The 17,852-nt window shown below is 65.5% G+C and carries 14 protein-coding genes; 6 read left to right on the top strand and 8 right to left on the bottom strand.

Features of this window, described 5'->3' with window-relative positions; translation table 11 throughout:
- Nucleotides 1-11 precede the first annotated feature (11 nt).
- The 5 genes from ACVIHF_RS06180 to ACVIHF_RS06200 all read right to left on the bottom strand — a co-directional run bounded on the left by ACVIHF_RS06180 (nucleotide 12) and on the right by ACVIHF_RS06200 (nucleotide 6,200).
- Nucleotides 12-1,283 carry an NAD(P)/FAD-dependent oxidoreductase gene (locus tag ACVIHF_RS06180; RefSeq protein ID WP_456791866.1) on the bottom strand — a complete coding sequence of 424 codons (1,272 nt, stop codon included), beginning with the start codon at nucleotides 1,281-1,283 and terminating at the stop codon, nucleotides 12-14.
- A gap of 57 nt (nucleotides 1,284-1,340) precedes the next feature.
- Entirely contained in the window at nucleotides 1,341-3,527 is a 2,187-nt protein-coding gene (locus tag ACVIHF_RS06185) for a molybdopterin cofactor-binding domain-containing protein (protein WP_456791867.1), read from the bottom strand.
- Between the two features lie 10 nt (nucleotides 3,528-3,537).
- Complete coding sequence (locus ACVIHF_RS06190) at nucleotides 3,538-3,987, bottom strand: (2Fe-2S)-binding protein (RefSeq protein WP_016846497.1); 450 nt, start codon at nucleotides 3,985-3,987, stop codon at nucleotides 3,538-3,540.
- A gap of 153 nt (nucleotides 3,988-4,140) precedes the next feature.
- On the bottom strand, nucleotides 4,141-5,538 hold the full coding sequence (locus ACVIHF_RS06195; RefSeq protein WP_253609729.1) for an MFS transporter: 1,398 nt from the start codon (nucleotides 5,536-5,538) through the stop codon (nucleotides 4,141-4,143).
- A 101-nt stretch (nucleotides 5,539-5,639) separates the two neighbouring features.
- A complete protein-coding gene (locus ACVIHF_RS06200; RefSeq protein ID WP_253609728.1) occupies nucleotides 5,640-6,200 on the bottom strand; it encodes a TetR family transcriptional regulator in 561 nt (186 codons plus the stop codon).
- 140 nt (nucleotides 6,201-6,340) lie between these two features.
- Here ACVIHF_RS06200 and ACVIHF_RS06205 point away from each other — a divergent pair, with 140 nt between their 5' ends.
- The 4 genes from ACVIHF_RS06205 to ACVIHF_RS06220 all read left to right on the top strand — a co-directional run bounded on the left by ACVIHF_RS06205 (nucleotide 6,341) and on the right by ACVIHF_RS06220 (nucleotide 11,225).
- Entirely contained in the window at nucleotides 6,341-6,703 is a 363-nt protein-coding gene (locus ACVIHF_RS06205; protein WP_253609727.1) for a darcynin family protein, read from the top strand.
- A 611-nt stretch (nucleotides 6,704-7,314) separates the two neighbouring features.
- Nucleotides 7,315-9,057, top strand: a complete 1,743-nt coding sequence (locus tag ACVIHF_RS06210; RefSeq protein ID WP_310882136.1) for an ABC transporter permease — start codon at nucleotides 7,315-7,317, stop codon at nucleotides 9,055-9,057.
- Between the two features lie 23 nt (nucleotides 9,058-9,080).
- Nucleotides 9,081-10,106, top strand: a complete 1,026-nt coding sequence (locus ACVIHF_RS06215) for an ABC transporter substrate-binding protein (RefSeq protein ID WP_229162364.1) — start codon at nucleotides 9,081-9,083, stop codon at nucleotides 10,104-10,106.
- Between the two features lie 15 nt (nucleotides 10,107-10,121).
- Nucleotides 10,122-11,225 carry an ABC transporter ATP-binding protein gene (locus tag ACVIHF_RS06220; RefSeq protein WP_253587484.1) on the top strand — a complete coding sequence of 368 codons (1,104 nt, stop codon included), beginning with the start codon at nucleotides 10,122-10,124 and terminating at the stop codon, nucleotides 11,223-11,225.
- Between the two features lie 209 nt (nucleotides 11,226-11,434).
- Here the strand turns inward: ACVIHF_RS06220 and ACVIHF_RS06225 are convergent, their stop codons facing one another.
- Nucleotides 11,435-12,223, bottom strand: a complete 789-nt coding sequence (locus ACVIHF_RS06225; RefSeq protein WP_253609725.1) for an IclR family transcriptional regulator — start codon at nucleotides 12,221-12,223, stop codon at nucleotides 11,435-11,437.
- Between the two features lie 123 nt (nucleotides 12,224-12,346).
- On the opposite strand from ACVIHF_RS06225, the gene ACVIHF_RS06230 reads away from it, so the two are divergent.
- Together ACVIHF_RS06230 and ACVIHF_RS06235 are read left to right on the top strand one after the other, a co-directional pair.
- Nucleotides 12,347-14,161, top strand: coding sequence for a flavin-containing monooxygenase (locus ACVIHF_RS06230; protein ID WP_253609724.1), 1,815 nt, complete (start codon nucleotides 12,347-12,349; stop codon nucleotides 14,159-14,161).
- Between the two features lie 49 nt (nucleotides 14,162-14,210).
- Nucleotides 14,211-16,154, top strand: coding sequence for an alkyl/aryl-sulfatase (locus tag ACVIHF_RS06235; RefSeq protein WP_456791868.1), 1,944 nt, complete (start codon nucleotides 14,211-14,213; stop codon nucleotides 16,152-16,154).
- 250 nt (nucleotides 16,155-16,404) lie between these two features.
- On the opposite strand, the gene ACVIHF_RS06240 is transcribed toward ACVIHF_RS06235, so the two are convergent.
- Together ACVIHF_RS06240 and ACVIHF_RS06245 are read right to left on the bottom strand one after the other, a co-directional pair.
- Nucleotides 16,405-17,109, bottom strand: coding sequence for an ABC transporter ATP-binding protein (locus ACVIHF_RS06240; protein ID WP_253609722.1), 705 nt, complete (start codon nucleotides 17,107-17,109; stop codon nucleotides 16,405-16,407).
- The gene (locus tag ACVIHF_RS06245; protein ID WP_253609721.1) at nucleotides 17,102-17,851 is read right to left on the bottom strand and encodes an ABC transporter ATP-binding protein; all 750 of its coding nucleotides are present in this window, start codon (nucleotides 17,849-17,851) and stop codon (nucleotides 17,102-17,104) included. The genes ACVIHF_RS06240 and ACVIHF_RS06245 overlap by 8 nt, the downstream gene beginning before the upstream one ends.
- Nucleotide 17,852: the final 1 nt, after the last annotated feature.

The following is a 17,852-nucleotide window of genomic DNA, read 5'->3' on the forward strand; positions in this document are numbered from 1 at the left end:
TGAGGGCGAGCCTAGCCAAAGGCATCTCCCGTGATCCTCTTGAACCAGTCGAGCGCCTGATTTGCCTCGCGCTGGCGCACCTCGTGCGGCGCATCGACCGGGCTCGTGGTGATCTCCGCCTCGGCGTACTGATCTTCCTTCGGCTGATAGATGCCCTTCAGCGAGAAGGCGTAGCCCGGCGCGACCGTGTTGTAGCAGGCACCATCCAGCCGCGGCGTCTCCGGCGCCTTGCCGGCAAGCGCGCTCACGATCGCGGCCGCGCAGGCGCGGCCTTGCGCTGCCGCCGCGGAGGCGGATTTCGGGATGCCGCCGGCGATCGCGGCATCACCGATGACGTGGATGTTGGGCACGAGCCTTGAAGCAAAGGTGACGGGATCGATCGGGCACCAGCCGGTGTGGTCGGCTGCTCCGGCGATGTCAGCGATGCGGCCGGCCCTTTGCGGCGGGATCACATTGGCGACGGCGGCGGTGTAATTGCCGAAGTCGGTGACGATCTCATTCGTCGCCGGATCGACCGACGTCACCCGTCCGCCCTGCGACAGCGCGATCCGTTCGATCATGCCGGGATAGAGCTCCGTCCAGGCCTTCTCGAACAGCTTCTGCTGCGAGTAATTGTCCTTGGCGTCGAGCACCAGGATCTTCGACTTCGGCTTGTTCGTCTTCAGATAATGCGCGATCAGGCTGGCGCGCTCGTAAGGGGCGGGCGGACAGCGCAGCGGCGCAGCCGGCACCGCGATCACGACGAGGCCGCCATCGTCCATGGCTTCAAGCTGCTTGCGCAGCAGCATGGTTTGCTCGCCGGCCTTCCAGGCGTGCGGCATCTTCTCGGCCGCTGCCTCGTCATAGCCGGAGAGGGCGTCGAAGCGCATGTCGATGCCGGGGGCCAGCACCAGCCGGTCATAGGACAGCGTTGTCCCATCAGCGAGCGCGATGCTGCGCGCCTGCGCGTCGACCTTCGTCGCCGCCTGTCCGGCAATCGTGATGCCGTCGGCCGCAACCTTGTCATAGGTGAATTGCTGCGCGGCAAGCTCGCGCAGACCTGCAATCACCTCGTTGCTGAACGGGCAGGCGGTGAAAGTCCTGTTCGGCTCGATCAGCGTAACCTGAAGCTTGGTGTCGAGCCGCCGCAGCGCCCGCGCGCAGGCCGCGCCGCCGAAGCCGCCGCCGATCACCGCGATGCGCGGCGCCGCCTGCGCCAACGCCGGACGCGCCAAGGCGGCCGCTGCGACGGCAGCGGCGCCGCGGATCACATCCCTGCGCGTCTGATGACGCGTGACGGCCATGCACGAGAATCCGAAAAAAGGAGGCGGCGGCCGGTCGGGCCGCCCCTTCCGGTTTGATCAGGCGAAGCTGATGTTCTGGTTGCGCAGCGGGAAGCTGCGGATGCGCTTTCCCGTCGCGGCGAAATAGGCGTTCAGCACCGCCGGCGCCGCAACGCCGATGGTCGGCTCGCCGACGCCGCCCCAGAATCCGCCGCTCGGCACCATCACCGATTCCACCTTCGGCATCTCGTTGATGCGCATCGAGTTGTAGGTGTCGAAATTGGTCTGCTCGATGCGGCCGTCCTTCACGGTGCAGCCGCCGTAGAACAGCGCGCTGAGGCCGTAGACGAAGGAGCCCGCGATCTGCCGCTCAACCTGCGCCGGGTTGACGACATAGCCGGGATCGGTGGAGGCGACGATGCGATGCACCTTGACCTTGCTGCCGTCGGTCACCGAGATCTCGGCGGCGCCGGCAACATAGCTGCCATAGCCCATTACCTGCGCGATGCCGCGATAGACGCCCTGCGGCGCCGGCGTGCCCCAGCCGATCTTCTCGGCCACGGCGTTGAGCACGGCGAGATGCTTGGGGTGCTTGCCCATCAGCTTGCGGCGGAATTCGAGCGGGTCCTGCCCGACCGCCAGCGCCAGCTCGTCCATGAAGCATTCCATGTAGATCGCGTTGTGATTGACGTTGACGCCGCGCCAGAAGCCCGGTGGAACGTGCGGGTTGCGCATCGAATGCTCGACCAGCAGGTTAGGCACCGAATAGCCGATCGCGGCCTCGCCGGTTTGCGCGACGCCCTGGAACGCGGCGGGGTCCATGCCGTTCTGCAGCGCTTCCGGGCGCACCGAGAACAGGATGGATTGACCCGACAGCCGGTAGTGCAGCGCGACCAGGTTGTTGTCGGCATCGAACGCACCGGTCAGCTTGCACTGCGTGATCGGGTGATACTTGCCGTGCTGCATGTCCTCTTCGCGCGACCACAGCAGCTTGATCGGCGTGCCCGGCATCTGCTTGGCGATCGCCACCGCCTGCCGCACATAGTCGGTCATGCCGCGCCGGCCGAAGCCGCCGCCGAGCATCAGCTTGTGCACGTCGACCTTCTCCGCCGGCAGGCCGGAGGCCTCGAGCGCCGCGGCGAAGGCCGCCTCGCCATTCTGCGTGCCGCACCACACCTCGCATTTGTCAGGCGTATAGAGCACGGTGGCGTTCATCGGCTCCATCGTGGCGTGGTTCTGGTAGGGATAGCTGTAGACCGCCTCGACCTTCTTGGCAGCGCTGGCGATCGCCGCCTTGGCGTCGCCGTTCTGGTTGCCGACATAGGCCGGCTGCGCATTGTCGAGGCCTTCGGCGAGCCATGTCGCGATCGTCTCGCTGGAGACCTTGGCGTTGGGGCCTTCGTCCCAGACGATCGGCAGCGCATCCAGCGCGGTCTTGGCGTGCCACCAGGTGTCGGCGACGACGGCAACCGCGCTGTCGCCGACCTGCACCACCTTCTTGACGCCTTTCATGCCGGCGACCTTGGCCTCGTCAAAGCTCTTCACCTTGCCGCCGAACACCGGGCAATCCTTGATCGCGGCGTTCAACATGCCCGGCAGCTTGACGTCGATGCCGTAGACCATCTTGCCGGTGGTCTTGTCGACGGTGTCGAGCCGCTTCAGGCCCTTGCCGGCGATAGTCCAGTCCTTCGGGTCCTTCAGCTTGACGTCGGCCGGCGGCTCGAGCTTGGCGGCGGCTTCCGCGACCTTGCCGTAGGTCGTCGTCTTGCCCGAGGGCGTGTGGGTGATGACTCCGTTAGAGACCTTGCACTCCGAGGCCGGCACCTTCCACTCGTTGGCTGCGGCCTGGATCAGCATCACGCGCGCGGTGGCGCCGCCCTTGCGGACATAGTCCTGCGAGGTGCGGATGCCGCGGCTGCCACCGGTCGAGAAGTCGCCCCAGGCGCGCTTGCGGGCGACGCTCTGGCCGGGCGTCGGATATTCAGTCGTGACCTTCGACCAGTCGCATTCCAGTTCTTCGGCGACGAGCTGGGCGAGGCCGGTGAGCGTGCCCTGGCCCATTTCGGAGCGGGCGATGCGGATCACCACGGTGTCGTCGGGCCGGATCACGACCCAGGCGTTGACTTCAGGCGCGCCGTCGGCCGCGCGCACCACGGCGGGGCCGCCGAACGGCAGGTCGAGGCCGAGCGCGAGGCCGGCGCCGGCGGTTGCGGTGCCGATCACAAAGGCGCGGCGATTCAGTTTTGGCATGACGTGCTGGTTCATCGCTGCGTCCTTATGCGTTCGCGGCAGCATGGATCGCCTCGCGCACCTGCTGGAAGGTGCCGCAGCGGCAGATATTGGTGATGGCGTCGTTGATGTCGTCGTCGGTCGGCTTCGGATTGTCCTTCAAGAGCGCCGCGACGGCCATGATCATGCCGCTCTGGCAATAGCCGCATTGCGGCACGTCGCTGGCGATCCAGGCGAGCTGCACCTTGTGCATCACGCCGCCCGCCGCGAGACCCTCGATCGTGGTGATTTCCTTGCCGGCCGCTTCGCTCACCGTGACGCCGCAGGAGCGCATCGCGACGCCGTCGATATGCACGGTGCAGGCGCCGCATTGGGCGATGCCGCAGCCGTATTTGGTCCCTGTGAGTCCGACGTTCTCTCTGATTGCCCACAACAGTGGCGTATCGTCCTCGACGTCTACAGTGATTGTCTTGCCGTTAATTTTGAGGTTTGCCATCGCGATCCCCTGAATGGTCCGATCCTCCGACCGGACTGCAGTGCGATGTTGGCCTTGAAACTGGAACGGTTCAAATCAAGAAAATGCGCTCGCAGCGCGAAAGAAAGTTGATGCTGTGGTGTTTGGCCGCGGACTGTGCGCGCCGCATACCTGTCATGACTTTTGCGGTGAAGCGACCGCCAAACGCAGGAAGCTCATGACGCTGCCGAGCGCGGCAAATCCGGCACCCAGCGCCAGCGCCACGGTGGCGCCCTCGCGGTCGGCCAGCGCAAAGCAGAGCGCGGCGAGGGCGGCGCCGGTGGTCTGCCCGGTCAGCCGCGCGGTCGCGACGATGCCGCTGGCGCTGCCGCTGCGATGCGACGGCGCGCTCGACATGATCGCCTTCATGTTGGGAGTCTGGAAGAAGCCGAAGCCGATGCCGCAGATCATCGTGCGCCAGACGATGTTGGCGACGTTGGGCTCGGCCGGCAGGGTCGCGAGCAGCACCATGCCAAGTCCGAGCAGCAGCATGCCGATGCCGCCGAGAATGCCGGCCGGATAGCGGTCCGACAGCCGGCCGCCGATCGGCGCCATGAAGGCGACCACCAGCGGCCAGGGCGTCATGAAGAAGCCGGTCTCGACCTGCGAGCGGTGCAATATGTCCTCGAAGTAGAACGGCAGCGACACGAAGGCGAGGCCCTGCACAGCGAACGAGCAGACGGCGGTCGCGGCGGACAGCGCGAAGATCGGCCGCCGGAACAGGTCGATCGGCAGCATCGGCGCCGGATGGTCGGCATGCCGCCGGGTCAGGATCCATCCGAACAGGACGGCGCCGACAAGCTCGGCGATGACAAGCGCCGGCGCGGCCTTGTGCGCGGCGCTGCCGATGCCGATGATGAAGAGGCCGAGACAGGCGCAGGCCAGCGCCGCGCCGGCGAAATCGAAGGCGTGGGTGGCGCGCGGCGTCGTCGGCAGCGTCTTCATGCCGATCAGCAACGCGACGACGCCAAAGGGAATGTTAACGGCGAACAGCCAGGGCCATGGGCCGAGCGCGAGGATTCCGGAGGCGATGGTCGGCCCCAGCGTGAAGGCGGTCGCGACCACGAGCGCATTGTGGCCGAAGCCGCGGCCGTGCATCCGGCTCGGATAGACGAAGCGCACCAGCGCTGTGTTGACGCTCATCAGGCCGCTGGCGCCGAGCCCCTGCAAGGTGCGCGCAACCAGCAGACTCGGCAGCGACCACGCCAGGGCACAGCCGAGTGACGCCAATGTGAACAGCAGAAGGCCGCCGAGATAGATTCGCTGGTGGCCGACGATCTCGCCGAGCGCGCCGAGCGGCAGCAGCGTCGCGACCAGCGCGATCTGATAGACGTTGACGACCCAGACCACTTCCGCAGGGCTGACATGCAGATCGCTCGCGATCGCCGGCAGCGCGATATTGGCGATCGCGGTATCGAGCGAGGCCATCGCCAGCGCCGTGAAGATCGCCGCCACCGCCCAGCGGCGGGTCTCCCAAGGCAAACCATCGGTGATCGGTGCCGCAGCCGCGGTGGTCGGGGTCTTCTCGAGCATGCCTGAAAATGTCTCCGGGGCCGCCATGTACTACGCCGGCATCCCGTCTCCCCAGCCGCGCCATTGCATGATGCGTATGCGAAGCGGCCTTGCCGGAAGCGTCAGAAGTCCCGCCGCGGACCGAACAGATATCCTTCGATGGCGCGCAGCACCCGGCGGCTGGCCGCAGCCTGCGAGAGGTCGTTTTGAAGCGCATGGTCGACCATGGCGCGGCTGATCACGATCAAGTCCTCGATGGCGTCATCATCGACTGGCCTTGCGATCTCACGACGATGCCGGGCCAGCAGGGCAGCGACCAGTTCCTTCAATTCGCCGGCCGCTGACGTGCCCGATGACGCCGCGCGCAGGCGATCCTCCTCAGCCTCCAGAATGCGATTGAGCCGGGCCCGCTCGGCATGCGCCTCGAGCTGGGCCCGAACGATCAGGTTGAGCGATACCGTCAGGCTCTTGCCCTCGGATGCCGCGACCGCATCCCGCACTTTCGCCAGCAGCGCGTCCTCGAACCTCGTGATCAAAGCCAGCGTCAGCGCGTCCTTGTTCGGGAAGTACTGGTACACCGAGCCGACGCTGATCCCGCCGCGCTCGGCGACCGCATTGGTGTTGTAGCCCTCGAGCCCACGCGCCTCCAGAACGCGAGCCGCCGCTTCCAGAATCACCGCCACGGTTTCCCGCGAACGCTGCTGAAGCGGCTGTTTGCGGGACTTTGTGCGCCGCTTCGCCGGCATGGCGGGCATCTCCCAAAACGCGAGTTGTGGAATATGAGCAATTACTCACATTATGGCCGTGAAAGGAGAACCGATCAATGGTGACACTGCAAACGACCTCGTCCCCCGTGCTTCCCGAGCACGAGGACGATCCGCATAGGTTTCATATCTTCGTCATGGTCAAGACCACGCGGCACTGGCTCGATCTGAAGACCGACCAGCGCCTCGCCTTCCTGCACGAGGAAGTCATTCCCTTGCTCCGGCGCCGTCCGGAGCTGAAGGTGCGCTGGTTCGAGCCGGAGGCCTTCTCGACCAGGGCGACCGACGTCATGATCTGCGAGACCGATGACCTCTCGGCCTGGGCGTGGTTCTGCGACCACCTGCGCGAGACGAGGTTCTGGGACCACTATTTCGAAGTGCTCGACATCATGCCGGCGCTCGAAGGCAATTACCTTGCCTAGGATGCCGACGCCGGCCCGGATCGTTCCGGGCCGGCGTCCCGGCAGCCTGTGGCGACGCAACTGCGTCCCATCCACATCTGTCATCGCCCGGCTCGATGTTCAGCCCGGACAGATCACTGACGGGTGTTCGGAGACATAGCTGACACATCAACATTGGCTGGATTGGTCCGATTCGGGAGGCCGTCCATGCCTTGGAGTGAGGTGTCAGTGATGGATCACCCGCTTTCGCTTGCGCGGGTGATGACACCGAGTGGCTGTTTTGACATCTCGAATTCCGCCCCACCCGCATCGTCGTCCCGGCGCAGGCCGGGACCCATAACCACCGATGCTGCTTGTCGGGCGTGCTGGAACGACGAGTCCCGTTCAAGACATCCGCCGCGGAGTATGGGTCCCGGCCTTCGCCGGGACGACGGCGGTGGATGCAGCGTGCGAACGCGATAAATCGATTTCGTGTTCCCATGGTGCGTCACAGAAACGCGCCGAAGCGACTTTCGGATAGCTTGCGTCACAGTCGCGATCGACTACCTTGGTATACAAGCAGGCCCGACGTCAGATCGGGCCGCAAGAGGGAACGCGCATTGCACGGACAGGCCGACCGGCGCAGCGAAGCCATGCGAAGCGCCAGCGAGGGAACTCGCCGCCGCGCGTTCACCGGCCTCTGGGTCGCGGCATTGCTGGCGATCCTGACCTTCCTGGTCATCTATCCTGTCTTCATGCTGCTGCTCGGCGCGCTCACCGACACCAATCCGGTGGTCGACGGCATCCGTCTCAGCCTGAGCCATTTGTCGATCGCCAATTTCCTCGCCGTGCTGGCCAATCCGAACGTCGCCGAAGCGCTGCTCAACACGCTGATTGCCTGCGGCGGCGGCACGGTGATCGCGGTCGCGATCGGGCTCCTGTTCTCCTGGATCGTGGTCCGCACCAACACGCCGTTCAAGGGCTTCATCGCCGCGGCGAGCATCCTGCCGCTGTTCGCGCCGCCGCTGGTCGCGGGGGTGGCCTGGGCGATTCTCGGTTCGCCGAAGACCGGCTTGATCAACACGATGTTCAAGTGGATGGGCTCCGACCTGCGCGTCGATCTCTATTCGATGTGGGGCCTGGTGTTCGTGTTCGGCATCTACTACGCGCCCTATGTCTACATGTTCACCTCGTCGGCGCTGCGCAACATGGACCCGAGCCTGGAGGAGGCCGCGGAAATCTCCGGCGCGAGCCCGGTCGCGACCCTGTTCACGGTGACGTTCCCGCTGATCATGCCGGCGATCGTCTCGGGCATGCTGCTGTCCTTCATCGTGATGCTCGGCATCTACGGCATCCCCGCCGTGCTCGGCGCGCCGACCAACCTGAACGTGCTCACCACTTACATCTTCAAGCTCACCAACTGGTCGCCGCCGCTCTACAACACCGCGGCTGCGGTCGCGATCATCCTGATGGTGGTCACGGGGCTCCTGGTCTATCTGCAGCAGAAATTGCTGAGCGGACGCAGCTATACCACCGTCGCGGGCAAGGCGTTCCGGCCGCGCAGCCTCGATCTCGGCCCATGGCGCTGGCTCACCTTCGCGATCGGGATCGCCTACCTCCTCATCGTCGTGGTGCTGCCGTCGCTGGCGCTGATCGTCGCGGCGTTCCGCAAGTTCATGTTCATCCGCGACGTCGCGAGCCTGTTCGACATGCGGCAATATTCGCTGACGCATTTCGAGAGCATCTTCGACAATCCGTTGACGATGCGCTCGATCTATAATGCGGTCGAGGTCGGCGTCATCACGGCCGTTGTCGGCGGCGCGCTCGCCTTTGCGATCGGCTACACCATCCATCGCACCCGCGTCAGCGGACGCGGCGCCATCGACCTGATCTCGACCCTGCCGGTCGCGATCCCCGGGCTGGTGGTCGGCGTCGCCTATCTCTGGGCCTGGATCGGCGTGCCGGGCGGGCTCTACGGCACGATCTGGATTCTCGCGCTCGCCTTCATTGCGCGCTTCATGCCGGACACCGTGAAGGCGCTGTCGACCTCGTTCCTGCAGATCCACCGCGAGCTCGAGGAGGCGGCCTGGGTCTGCGGCAAGGGCATGCTCGGCACCATCAGGACGATCGTGTTGCCGCTGGCGCGGCCGGGCGTGCTGGCGTCGATGACGCTGCTGTTCGTGCTGGCGATCCGCGAGCTCGGCTCGTCGCTGTTCCTCTACACCAGCAACACCATGGTGATGTCGGTGCTTCTGCTCGACTACTATGAGGGCGGCAATATCGGCAAGACCGCGGCCTTCAGCCTGGTGCAGACCGTGCTGCTCGGTGTCCTGATCGGCGGCGCAAACTGGCTGTCGCGCGGATCGGCGCAGGGCAACGTGGCGCGGACCGGATAACAACGAATAAGGGGAGGATTGCGATGGATAGACGAACCTTCACCACACTGGCCTTGGCAAGCGTGGCGACGCTTGCATTGGCGCCTGCGGCACAGGCGCAGGAGTTCGGCTCGGCGGAGTTGATCGCGGCGGCCAAGTCCGAAGGCAAGCTCGTCTACTACACCGCGAACTTCGCCGAGATCGAGCAGCAGGTCATCAAGGCCTTCAATAAGCGCTTTCCCGAGATCAAGGTCGAGATGGTCCGGGCGCCCGGCGGCCAGCTGATCACCCGCGTGAAGACTGAGGCCGCGGCCGGCAAGCTGATCGCCGACGTCGTCGACCATTCCGACCGCGCGCTGATGCAGCCGCTGGAAGACCTGTTCCAGGATTACGCGCCGCCGAACGCGGCCGATTACGATCCGCACGCGCTGATCTCGCCGAAATACTGGCCGCGCGCGACGATCGCCTGGTCGATCGCCTACAACACCGAGCTGGTGAAGGACCCGCCGAAATCCTGGATGGACCTGACCAAGCCGCAGTATGACAAATTGATCGGGCAGGTGTTCGCGCAGTCCGGCGGCACCACCTGGACGCGGATCATGTTCGAGCGCCAGGTGCTCGGCGAAGACTATTGGGCCAAGCAGGCGGCGACCCATCCGGTGCTGTATCCCTCCGGCGCGCCGACGGCCGATGCGCTGGTGCGCGGCGAGATCGCGATCGCGCCGCTGCTCTACAACGTGATCTACCAGAAGAAGAAGGACGGCGCGCCGATCGAGATCTTCTTTCCGCCTGAAGGCGCTCCGGTCAATCCCTACGCGACCGGCATTCCGAAGACGGCAGCCCATCCCAATGCAGCAAAGCTGTTCTTGAACTGGTGTCTGTCCAAGGAAGGGCAGACCTTCATGATCAAGGAGCTCGGCAATCTCACATCCCTGAAGGCGCCGCCGGCATATCCGGAGGGGTTCGATCCAAAGGTGGTCAAGCTCTGGTATCCGAAGTTCGACGAGTATGTGAAGCTGCATGCGGCGTGGGTCGCGGACTGGGACAAGACGTTTGGCTACCGGCAATAGGCTGATGGTGCAGCGATGACGGCGACGCTCGAAGTCACCGATCTCAGGAAGCAGTTCTCGATCGGCCGCCCGGCCATCGACGGCGTCAGCTTTGGCGTGCCGGCCGGCGAGATCGTGGTGCTGCTGGGGCCGTCCGGCTGCGGCAAGACCACGACGCTGCGCTGCGTCGCCGGGCTCGAGCATCCGACCGGCGGCGAGATCAGCATTTCCGGGCGGGTGGTCTCCTCGCCGGCAAGCGGCATCCTCGTGCCGCCGCGTTCGCGCGATCTCGGCATGGTGTTCCAGTCCTATGCGGTGTGGCCTCATATGACGGTGCGGCAGAACGTGATCTATCCGCTGAAGCACCGCAAGATCGGGCGCACCGATGCTGCTCGCATGGTCGAGGAGGCGCTGGCGCTGGTCGGACTGTCCGACTATGCCGACCGGCCGGTGGTGGCGCTGTCGGGCGGCCAGATGCAGCGCGTCGCGCTGGCGCGCAGCATGGTGTACCGGCCGCAACTGTTGCTGCTCGACGAGCCGCTGTCGAACCTCGATGCCAAACTGCGCCTGCGGCTGCGCGACGACCTTCGCGTCATCCTCAAGCAGACCGGGATGACCGCGCTCTACGTCACCCATGACCAGGCCGAGGCGGTCGTGCTCGGCGACCGGATCGGCGTGATGCGCGACGGCAAGCTATTGCAGATGGACACGCCCGACGTGATCTACAACCGTCCGGCCGATCTGTTCGTCGCCAATTTCACCGGCGCAACCAACGAGCTCGCGGGCACGCTCGTCACATGCAATGGCCGCTATGGGGTGGTCGATTTCGGTGACGGCCGGCAAGGGGAGGTCGCGCTGTGCCAGGCGCTCAAGCCCGACGAGAAAGTGCGGATCGCGCTGCGGCCCGAGAACATCGCGATCGGCCGGCCCGACGGCGCCAACACGTTCTCGGCAAAGGTGCTCGACCGCAGATATCAGGGCACCCAGACCGCCTACGGCATCGAGCTGTTCGGCAAGCGGCTGGAAGCGATCGAACTCGGCACCGCCGCGCGCCATCAGGTCGGCGTCGAGGCACAGGTCGCGTTGCCGCGCGAATGCCTGTGGGCCTATCGCGACAGCGGGCCGGCATCGCATGAGTAGAGCGTGGTATTGTCGCGTCGAGTGGCGAAGGGGCTGGGCTCCCTCGCCCCGCTCTTCGCGGGGAGAGGGTGGGATGAGGGGCTGCTTCCGCGAATACAGTGATAGTTGCGTTTGCGGAGGCTCCCCCTCACCCGGAACCCATCTAACGATGCGTTCCGACCTCTCCCCGCACGCGGGGCGAGGTGAAGCGGCGGCCGCCGGTTCTCGGGCTAGCCTTCCTCCACCAGAGCGCGGATGCTGCGGGCTAGTCCGAGGATGCGCGGGCCGCATTCGCGCTCGATCTGCTCGGCGCTGAAGCGGAAGGAGGGGACGCCGCAATTGACCGACAGGCATTCGCCGGTCGGCGTGCGATAGAGCGGGGCGGCGACGCCGAAGATCTCGCGCCGCCATTCGCCGAGCGAGACGGCAAAGCCGCGCTCGCGGCACAATTCGATGTCGGGCAACGTGCGCTTCTGCACGTAGTCGAACTCGTCGGGGCGCTCGGCCTTGACGCGCGCGACATAGGCGCCGAGCTCTTGCTCGGTGAACAGCGACAGCAGGGCGCGCCCCACCGCGGTCGGCGCCAGCGTGCTGACAAAGCCGACGTCGGGCACGTGCGGCGCCGTATCCGTCGTGCGCAGCGTCTCGACATAGATGAAGTCGATGCCGAACGGCATCGCGATCGACACCGTGCCGCCGGCATAGGTCGCGAAGTCGCGCATCAGCGGACGCGCCAGCTGACGCACCTTCAGCGCGGACAACACAGGATAGGCGGCGGCGAGCGCGCCCAGCCCAAGCACGAAGCGGCCCTTGGCGTCGCGCCTGAGATAGCCGAGCTGCTCGAGCGTGTAGGTCAGCCGCGACACCGTCGGCCGCGACAGGCCGGTATGCAACGCAAGTTCGGCGTTCGACAGCGAGCCCGGATGACGGCGAAACGCCGCCAGCACGTCGAGGCCATGCGCCAGGGTGGTCGCAAAGGACGGATCCGCCTGAACCTCGGCAGGGGAAGATGCTGTCATACGGAATATTGGTCTCAGATGGCCAGATTTGTCAATATATCGGAATGAATTTGCAAATCGTGTCGATATCGGTTTATCTGCGGGGAATAAGGACAAGGAACCGCTGGAGCGAGGCGCCTCCCGATGACCGAGCAAGCCCGAGACGCAAAGCGCGCCGCGATCGACAAGGAGAGGCTGCGCCTGAAGTATCAGGAGGAGCGCAACAAGCGGCTGCGTCCCGACGGCAATGACCAGTATCTCCAGATCAAGGGCCAGCTCGCGCATTATCTCGACGATCCCTACACGCCGGTCGTTGAGCGCGCGCCGAAGACCGATCACGTCACCTTCGTCTTTATCGGCGGCGGTTTCGCCGGGCTCGCCACCGCGGCGCGGCTGACCGAGGCCGGCATCAAGGACGTCCGCATTGTCGAGAAGGGCGGCGATTTCGGCGGCACGTGGTACTGGAACCGGTATCCCGGCGCGCAATGCGATACGGCCTCGATGGTCTACATGCCGCTGCTCGAAGAGACCGGCCACATGCCGTCCGAGAAATACGCGCATGCGCCGGAGATCCTCGCGCACTGCCAGCGGATCGGGAGGCAATTCAATCTCTACGACAATGCGCTGTTCCACACCGAGGTGACGAGCCTCGATTGGGACACGGCGCAATCGCGCTGGATCATCCGCACCACGCGGGGCGACGCGTTCACCGCGCAATATGTCGGCATCGGCACCGGCCCGCTGCACGTGCCGAAGCTGCCCGGCATTCCCGGCATCGAGCGCTTCAAGGGCCACTCGTTCCACACCAGCCGCTGGGATTACGACTACACCGGCGGTAACCCTGCGGGCGCGCTGATGGAGAGGCTTGCCGACAAGCGCGTCGGCATCATCGGCACCGGCGCGACCTCGGTGCAATGCATTCCCCACCTCGCGCGCGCCTGCAAGGAGCTCTACGTATTCCAGCGCACGCCATCGTCGGTCGACGTGCGCGGCAATGGGCCGATCGATCCCGACTGGTTTGCCGAGATCGCGACGCCGGGCTGGCAACAGCGCTGGCTGGAGAATTTCACCGCCAACCAGGCCGGCGGATCGGCCGAGGAAGATCTGGTGCAGGACGGCTGGACCGACCTGTCGAAGCGGATCCGCGCCAAGATCATGCTGCTGCCGCGCGAGCAGCGAAGCGTGGAGAACATGCGGGCCGCATTCGAGGATTCCGACTTCGAGAAGATGGAGGAAATCCGCAACCGAGTCGACTCCATCGTCCGCGATGCCCACACTGCCAGGAATCTCAAGGCCTGGTACGGCCAGCTCTGCAAGCGGCCATGCTTCCACGACGCCTATCTGCAGGCGTTCAATACGCCGGGCACCCATCTGGTCGATACCGACGGCAAGGGCGTCGAGGAGATCACCGAGAACGGGATCGTCGTTGCGGGCAAGGAATACGCGCTCGACTGCATCATCTATGCGTCCGGCTTTGAGGTCGGTACCGAGTACAAGCGGCGCGCGGGCTTCGATCTGACCGGCCGCGACGGCGTCAAGCTGTCGGAGCACTGGGCCGAGGGCATGCGTACCAAGCACGGCATCCACGTGCACGGCTTCCCCAACGCGTTCTTCGTGCAGCCGACCCAGGGCGCCAATCTGATCTCCAACGTGCCGCACAACCTGACGGAAGCGGCGCGGACCATCGCGCTGATGGTCGGCCACGCGCAGGACAACGGCTTCAAGGAAATCGAGGTCAGCAAGGAAGCCGAGGATCGCTGGGTCGAGCTGCTGCTGACTGGCGTCGGGCGGATGATCGGCGGACCGGATTGCACGCCCGGTTACTACAACAATGAGGGGCGCGAGCCGGGTCCCGCTGCAAAGCTCAATGTCGGCCATCCGTCGGGCGCGCTGGCCTACTTCAAATATATCGACGGCTGGCGCCGCAGCGGCCAGTTCGAGGGCGTGCAATTCCGCTGAGGGGAGCGCGATCGAAACTGATGTTCGCCAAACGAGGAGTGCTTAAGTAATGACCCAGCCAACCGCAGGTGAAGCGTCGCATGAAGGTCCGAAGGCAGCATCCGCGCCGGTCATCGCGCAGCACGCGGCGACGCTGAAGGCGCTGCCGTTTGCCGACACCAGGGATTTCGACGACGCCGCGCGGGGCTTTCTCGGCACCATCGAGAACGCACGCGTCACCTCGGCCCAGGGCAGGGTGGTCTGGAGTCTCGAGCCTTACGGATTCCTGTCAGCGGAGAAAGCGCCCGCGACCGTCGATCCGAGCCTGTGGCGGCAGTCGCGGCTCAACATGCATCACGGCCTGTTCGAGGTGGTGCCGGGTGTCTACCAGGTGCGCGGCCTCGACATCGCCAACATGACGCTCATCGAGGGTGACACGGGCGTCATCGTGGTCGACACGCTGACCTCGATCGAGGGCGCGCGCGCCGCGATGGAGCTGTACTTCCAGCATCGCGGCAAGCGGCCGGTTGCCGCCGTGATCTTCACGCATACACACACCGACCACTGGGGCGGCGCGCGCGGCGTGCTCGACGACGCCATGCTGGCGGCGGACGTACCGATCATCGCGCCGAACTTTTTCATGGAGCACGCGGTCTCCGAGAACATCATCGCTGGGCCGGCGATGCTGCGCCGTGCGCAATACCAGTTCGGGCCGTTCCTCGCCAAGGGCGTGCGCGGGCATGTCGATTGCGGTCTCGGCAAGACCATGGCGGCAGGCGGCGTGGCGCTGCTGCGGCCGACCGATTTGATCATCGCCACCGGCGACAAGCGCGTGATCGACGGCGTCGGGTTCGAATTCCAGATGGCGCCGAACAGCGAAGCGCCGGCGGAGATGCATTTCTTCATCTCGCGCTACAAGCTGTTGAACCTCGCCGAAAATTGCACCCACAACTTCCACAATCTGCTGCCGTTCCGCGGCGCCGATGTACGCGATGCGCTGGCCTGGTCGAAATATCTCGGCGAGGCGCTGCAAATGTGGGGCGGTATGGCCGAAGCGATGTGCGGCCAGCACCACTGGCCGGTGTGGGGGCGGGAGCGGATCGACGCCATGATCCGCGAGCAGCGCGACCTCTACAAATACGCCCATGATCAGACCATCCGGCTGATGAACCACGGCCTCAACGCGGCCGAGATCGCCGAGACGATCCGCCTGCCGCAGAGTCTGGAGGGCGCCTGGCACGGCCGCGGCTACTACGGCCACATCAGGCACAATGTGAAGGCGATCTACCAGAAATATCTCGGCTGGTACGACGCCAATCCGGTCAACCTCGATCCGCTACCGCCGGTCGAGGCCGGCAAGAAATATGTCGAGTATATGGGCGGCGCCGACGCGATCCTGAAACGCGCCGCGGCGGATTTTGCCAACGGCGAATTCCGCTTCGTGGCGCAGGCCGTCAGCCATCTCGTGTTCGCCGAGCCTGATAATCAGGCCGCGCGTTCGCTCCTCGCCGACACGTTCGAGCAGCTCGGCTATGCCGCGGAAAGCTCGACCTGGCGCAACGCCTATCTGTTCGGCGCGCAGGAACTGCGGCAGGGCATGCCGAAGGTACCGCCGAGGTCGCCGATGCCGCGCGAGACGCTGGCTGCGCTGCGCACCGAGCAGCTCTGGGACGTGCTCGGCATCCGCCTCAACGGCCCCAAGGCCGAGGGCAAGCGCATCGTGCTGAACTGGAGCTTCACCGATACCGGCGAGACCTTCGTGCTCAATCTCGAGAATTCAGCCCTGACCTACGTTAGGGGTGCGCAGGCGGCCGATGCGCAGGCGAGCTTCACGCTGGCGCGCAGCGTGCTGGACGAGGTCATCGCCAAGCGGACCACGTTTCCGGACGCCGTCGGTGCCGGAAGGATCAAGGCATCAGGCGAGCCACAGCGGCTCGGTGAATTGATGGCACTGATGGACGAATTCCCGCGGATGTTCGAGATCGTCGAGCCGAAGCGGGCGGCGGTGACGTAGAGCCGCACATACAGAACAACGACCGTCACCCTGAGGAGCCGCGCAGCGGCGTCTCGAAGGGCGACAGCCCGGCTGGTGGCCGTGCATCCTTCGAGGCTCGCTGCGCTCGCACCTCAGGATGACGGGATGACTGCAAGCGGGCAAGGCGTCATTGCGAGGAGCGGAGCGACGAAGCAATCCACCTCTCCACAAGCGGAGGTATGGATTGCTTCGCTTCGCTCGCAATGACAGGGAATTGCCGCCCGCTATCTCAAATCCCGAGATACGCCGCCTGTACCTGCTTGTTGCCCGCGAGCTCGGCGCTGGTGCCCTGCATGATCACGTTGCCGCTTTCCAGCACATAGGCGCGCTGCACCAGCGACAGCGCGCGGCTGACATTCTGCTCGACCAAGAGGATCGCGGTGCCCATTTTGTGGATCTCGCCGATCTTCTCGAAGGTCACGTCGGTCATGACGGGCGCGAGGCCGAGCGAGGGCTCGTCCAGCATCAGAAGGCGGGGCTTCAGCATCAGCCCGCGGCCGACCGCGACCATCTGCTGCTCGCCGCCGCTCATGGTGCCGGCGAGCTGTTTCCTGCGGTCGGCGAGCCGCGGGAAGATGCTGTAGACGAGCTCCATCGTGCGCGCGCGATCCGCCTTGGCCTTCGGCGTGTAGGCGCCGATCTCGAGATTCTCCTGCACCGTCATTTCCGGGAACACCTGGCGGCCTTCCGGCACATGCGCGATGCCGAGCTCGGGGATCCGGTAGGGCGGCAGCGTGGCGAGGTCGACGCCGTCGAACGTGACCTTGCCGCCGAACAGCTTGACGAGGCCGGAGACGGCGCGCAGCGTCGTGCTCTTGCCGGCACCGTTGGCACCTAACAGGCCGACGGCTTCGCCCTCGCCAATGGAGATGCTGACATCGGTGATGGCAGGGACCGAGCCGTAGCTGGCGCTGACGCGCGAGAGCTCAAGCATGGGCGTCTCCCTGCGCCGGCGGATGCACATAGGAGCCGAGATAGGCGCGGATCACTTCCGGATTCTCCACGATCTCCTTCGGCGCGCCCTCGGCGATCTTCTGGCCGTGGTCGAGCACCACGATGTGGCGAGCCACCGCCATGATCGCGCGCATCACATGCTCGACGATCACGATGGTGAGGCCGCTGGCGGAGAGCTTCTTCACCAGCGCCACCGCCTGGTCGATCTCGGCCGGGTTGAGTCCGGCCATCACCTCGTCGAGCAGCAGGATCTTTGGCTGCGTTGCCAGCGCGCGGGCCATTTCCAGCCGGCGCTGGTCGATGGTGGTGAGGTCCTTGGCCGGGGTCTGCTCTTTGGCGGAGAGGCCGACGAACTCGATCGCCTCGAGCGCCTTGTTGCGCGCGGCCGCGATATGCCGGTCGCGCAGGAACGCGCCGGTCATCACATTGGCGAGCACGGTCATCGCGCCGAACGGCTTTGCCACCTGGAAGGTGCGGGCAAGGCCCAGCGCGCAGACATCATGCGGCTTGAGCCCCACGATCTCATGACCGAAGGCGAGCACCGAGCCGGAATCCGGCCGATGAAATCCCGTGATCAAATGAAAGCTCGTGGTCTTGCCGGCGCCGTTCGGCCCGATCAGCGCGACCGTCTCGTTCTCCTGCACCGTGAAGCTGACGTCCTGCACGGCGCGCAGGCCGCCAAAGCGCTTGCTGAGACCCTTGATGACCAGTGCTTCTGCCATC

It is taken from the genome of Bradyrhizobium sp. USDA 4506, assembly GCF_054058795.1.

What these genes read in the sequence shown, in the direction of transcription:
- ACVIHF_RS06180 (WP_456791866.1), bottom strand. Translation starts at nt 1,283, where the DNA reads ATGGCCGTCACGCGTCATCAGACGCGCAGGGATGTGATCCGCGGCGCC.
- ACVIHF_RS06185 (WP_456791867.1), bottom strand. Translation starts at nt 3,527, where the DNA reads ATGAACCAGCACGTCATGCCAAAACTGAATCGCCGCGCCTTTGTGATC.
- ACVIHF_RS06190 (WP_016846497.1), bottom strand. Translation starts at nt 3,987, where the DNA reads ATGGCAAACCTCAAAATTAACGGCAAGACAATCACTGTAGACGTCGAG.
- ACVIHF_RS06195 (WP_253609729.1), bottom strand. Translation starts at nt 5,538, where the DNA reads ATGCTCGAGAAGACCCCGACCACCGCGGCTGCGGCACCGATCACCGAT.
- ACVIHF_RS06205 (WP_253609727.1), top strand. Translation starts at nt 6,341, where the DNA reads ATGGTGACACTGCAAACGACCTCGTCCCCCGTGCTTCCCGAGCACGAG.
- ACVIHF_RS06210 (WP_310882136.1), top strand. Translation starts at nt 7,315, where the DNA reads ATGCGAAGCGCCAGCGAGGGAACTCGCCGCCGCGCGTTCACCGGCCTC.
- ACVIHF_RS06215 (WP_229162364.1), top strand. Translation starts at nt 9,081, where the DNA reads ATGGATAGACGAACCTTCACCACACTGGCCTTGGCAAGCGTGGCGACG.
- ACVIHF_RS06220 (WP_253587484.1), top strand. Translation starts at nt 10,122, where the DNA reads ATGACGGCGACGCTCGAAGTCACCGATCTCAGGAAGCAGTTCTCGATC.
- ACVIHF_RS06225 (WP_253609725.1), bottom strand. Translation starts at nt 12,223, where the DNA reads ATGACAGCATCTTCCCCTGCCGAGGTTCAGGCGGATCCGTCCTTTGCG.
- ACVIHF_RS06230 (WP_253609724.1), top strand. Translation starts at nt 12,347, where the DNA reads ATGACCGAGCAAGCCCGAGACGCAAAGCGCGCCGCGATCGACAAGGAG.
- ACVIHF_RS06235 (WP_456791868.1), top strand. Translation starts at nt 14,211, where the DNA reads ATGACCCAGCCAACCGCAGGTGAAGCGTCGCATGAAGGTCCGAAGGCA.
- ACVIHF_RS06240 (WP_253609722.1), bottom strand. Translation starts at nt 17,109, where the DNA reads ATGCTTGAGCTCTCGCGCGTCAGCGCCAGCTACGGCTCGGTCCCTGCC.
- ACVIHF_RS06245 (WP_253609721.1), bottom strand. Translation starts at nt 17,851, where the DNA reads ATGGCAGAAGCACTGGTCATCAAGGGTCTCAGCAAGCGCTTTGGCGGC.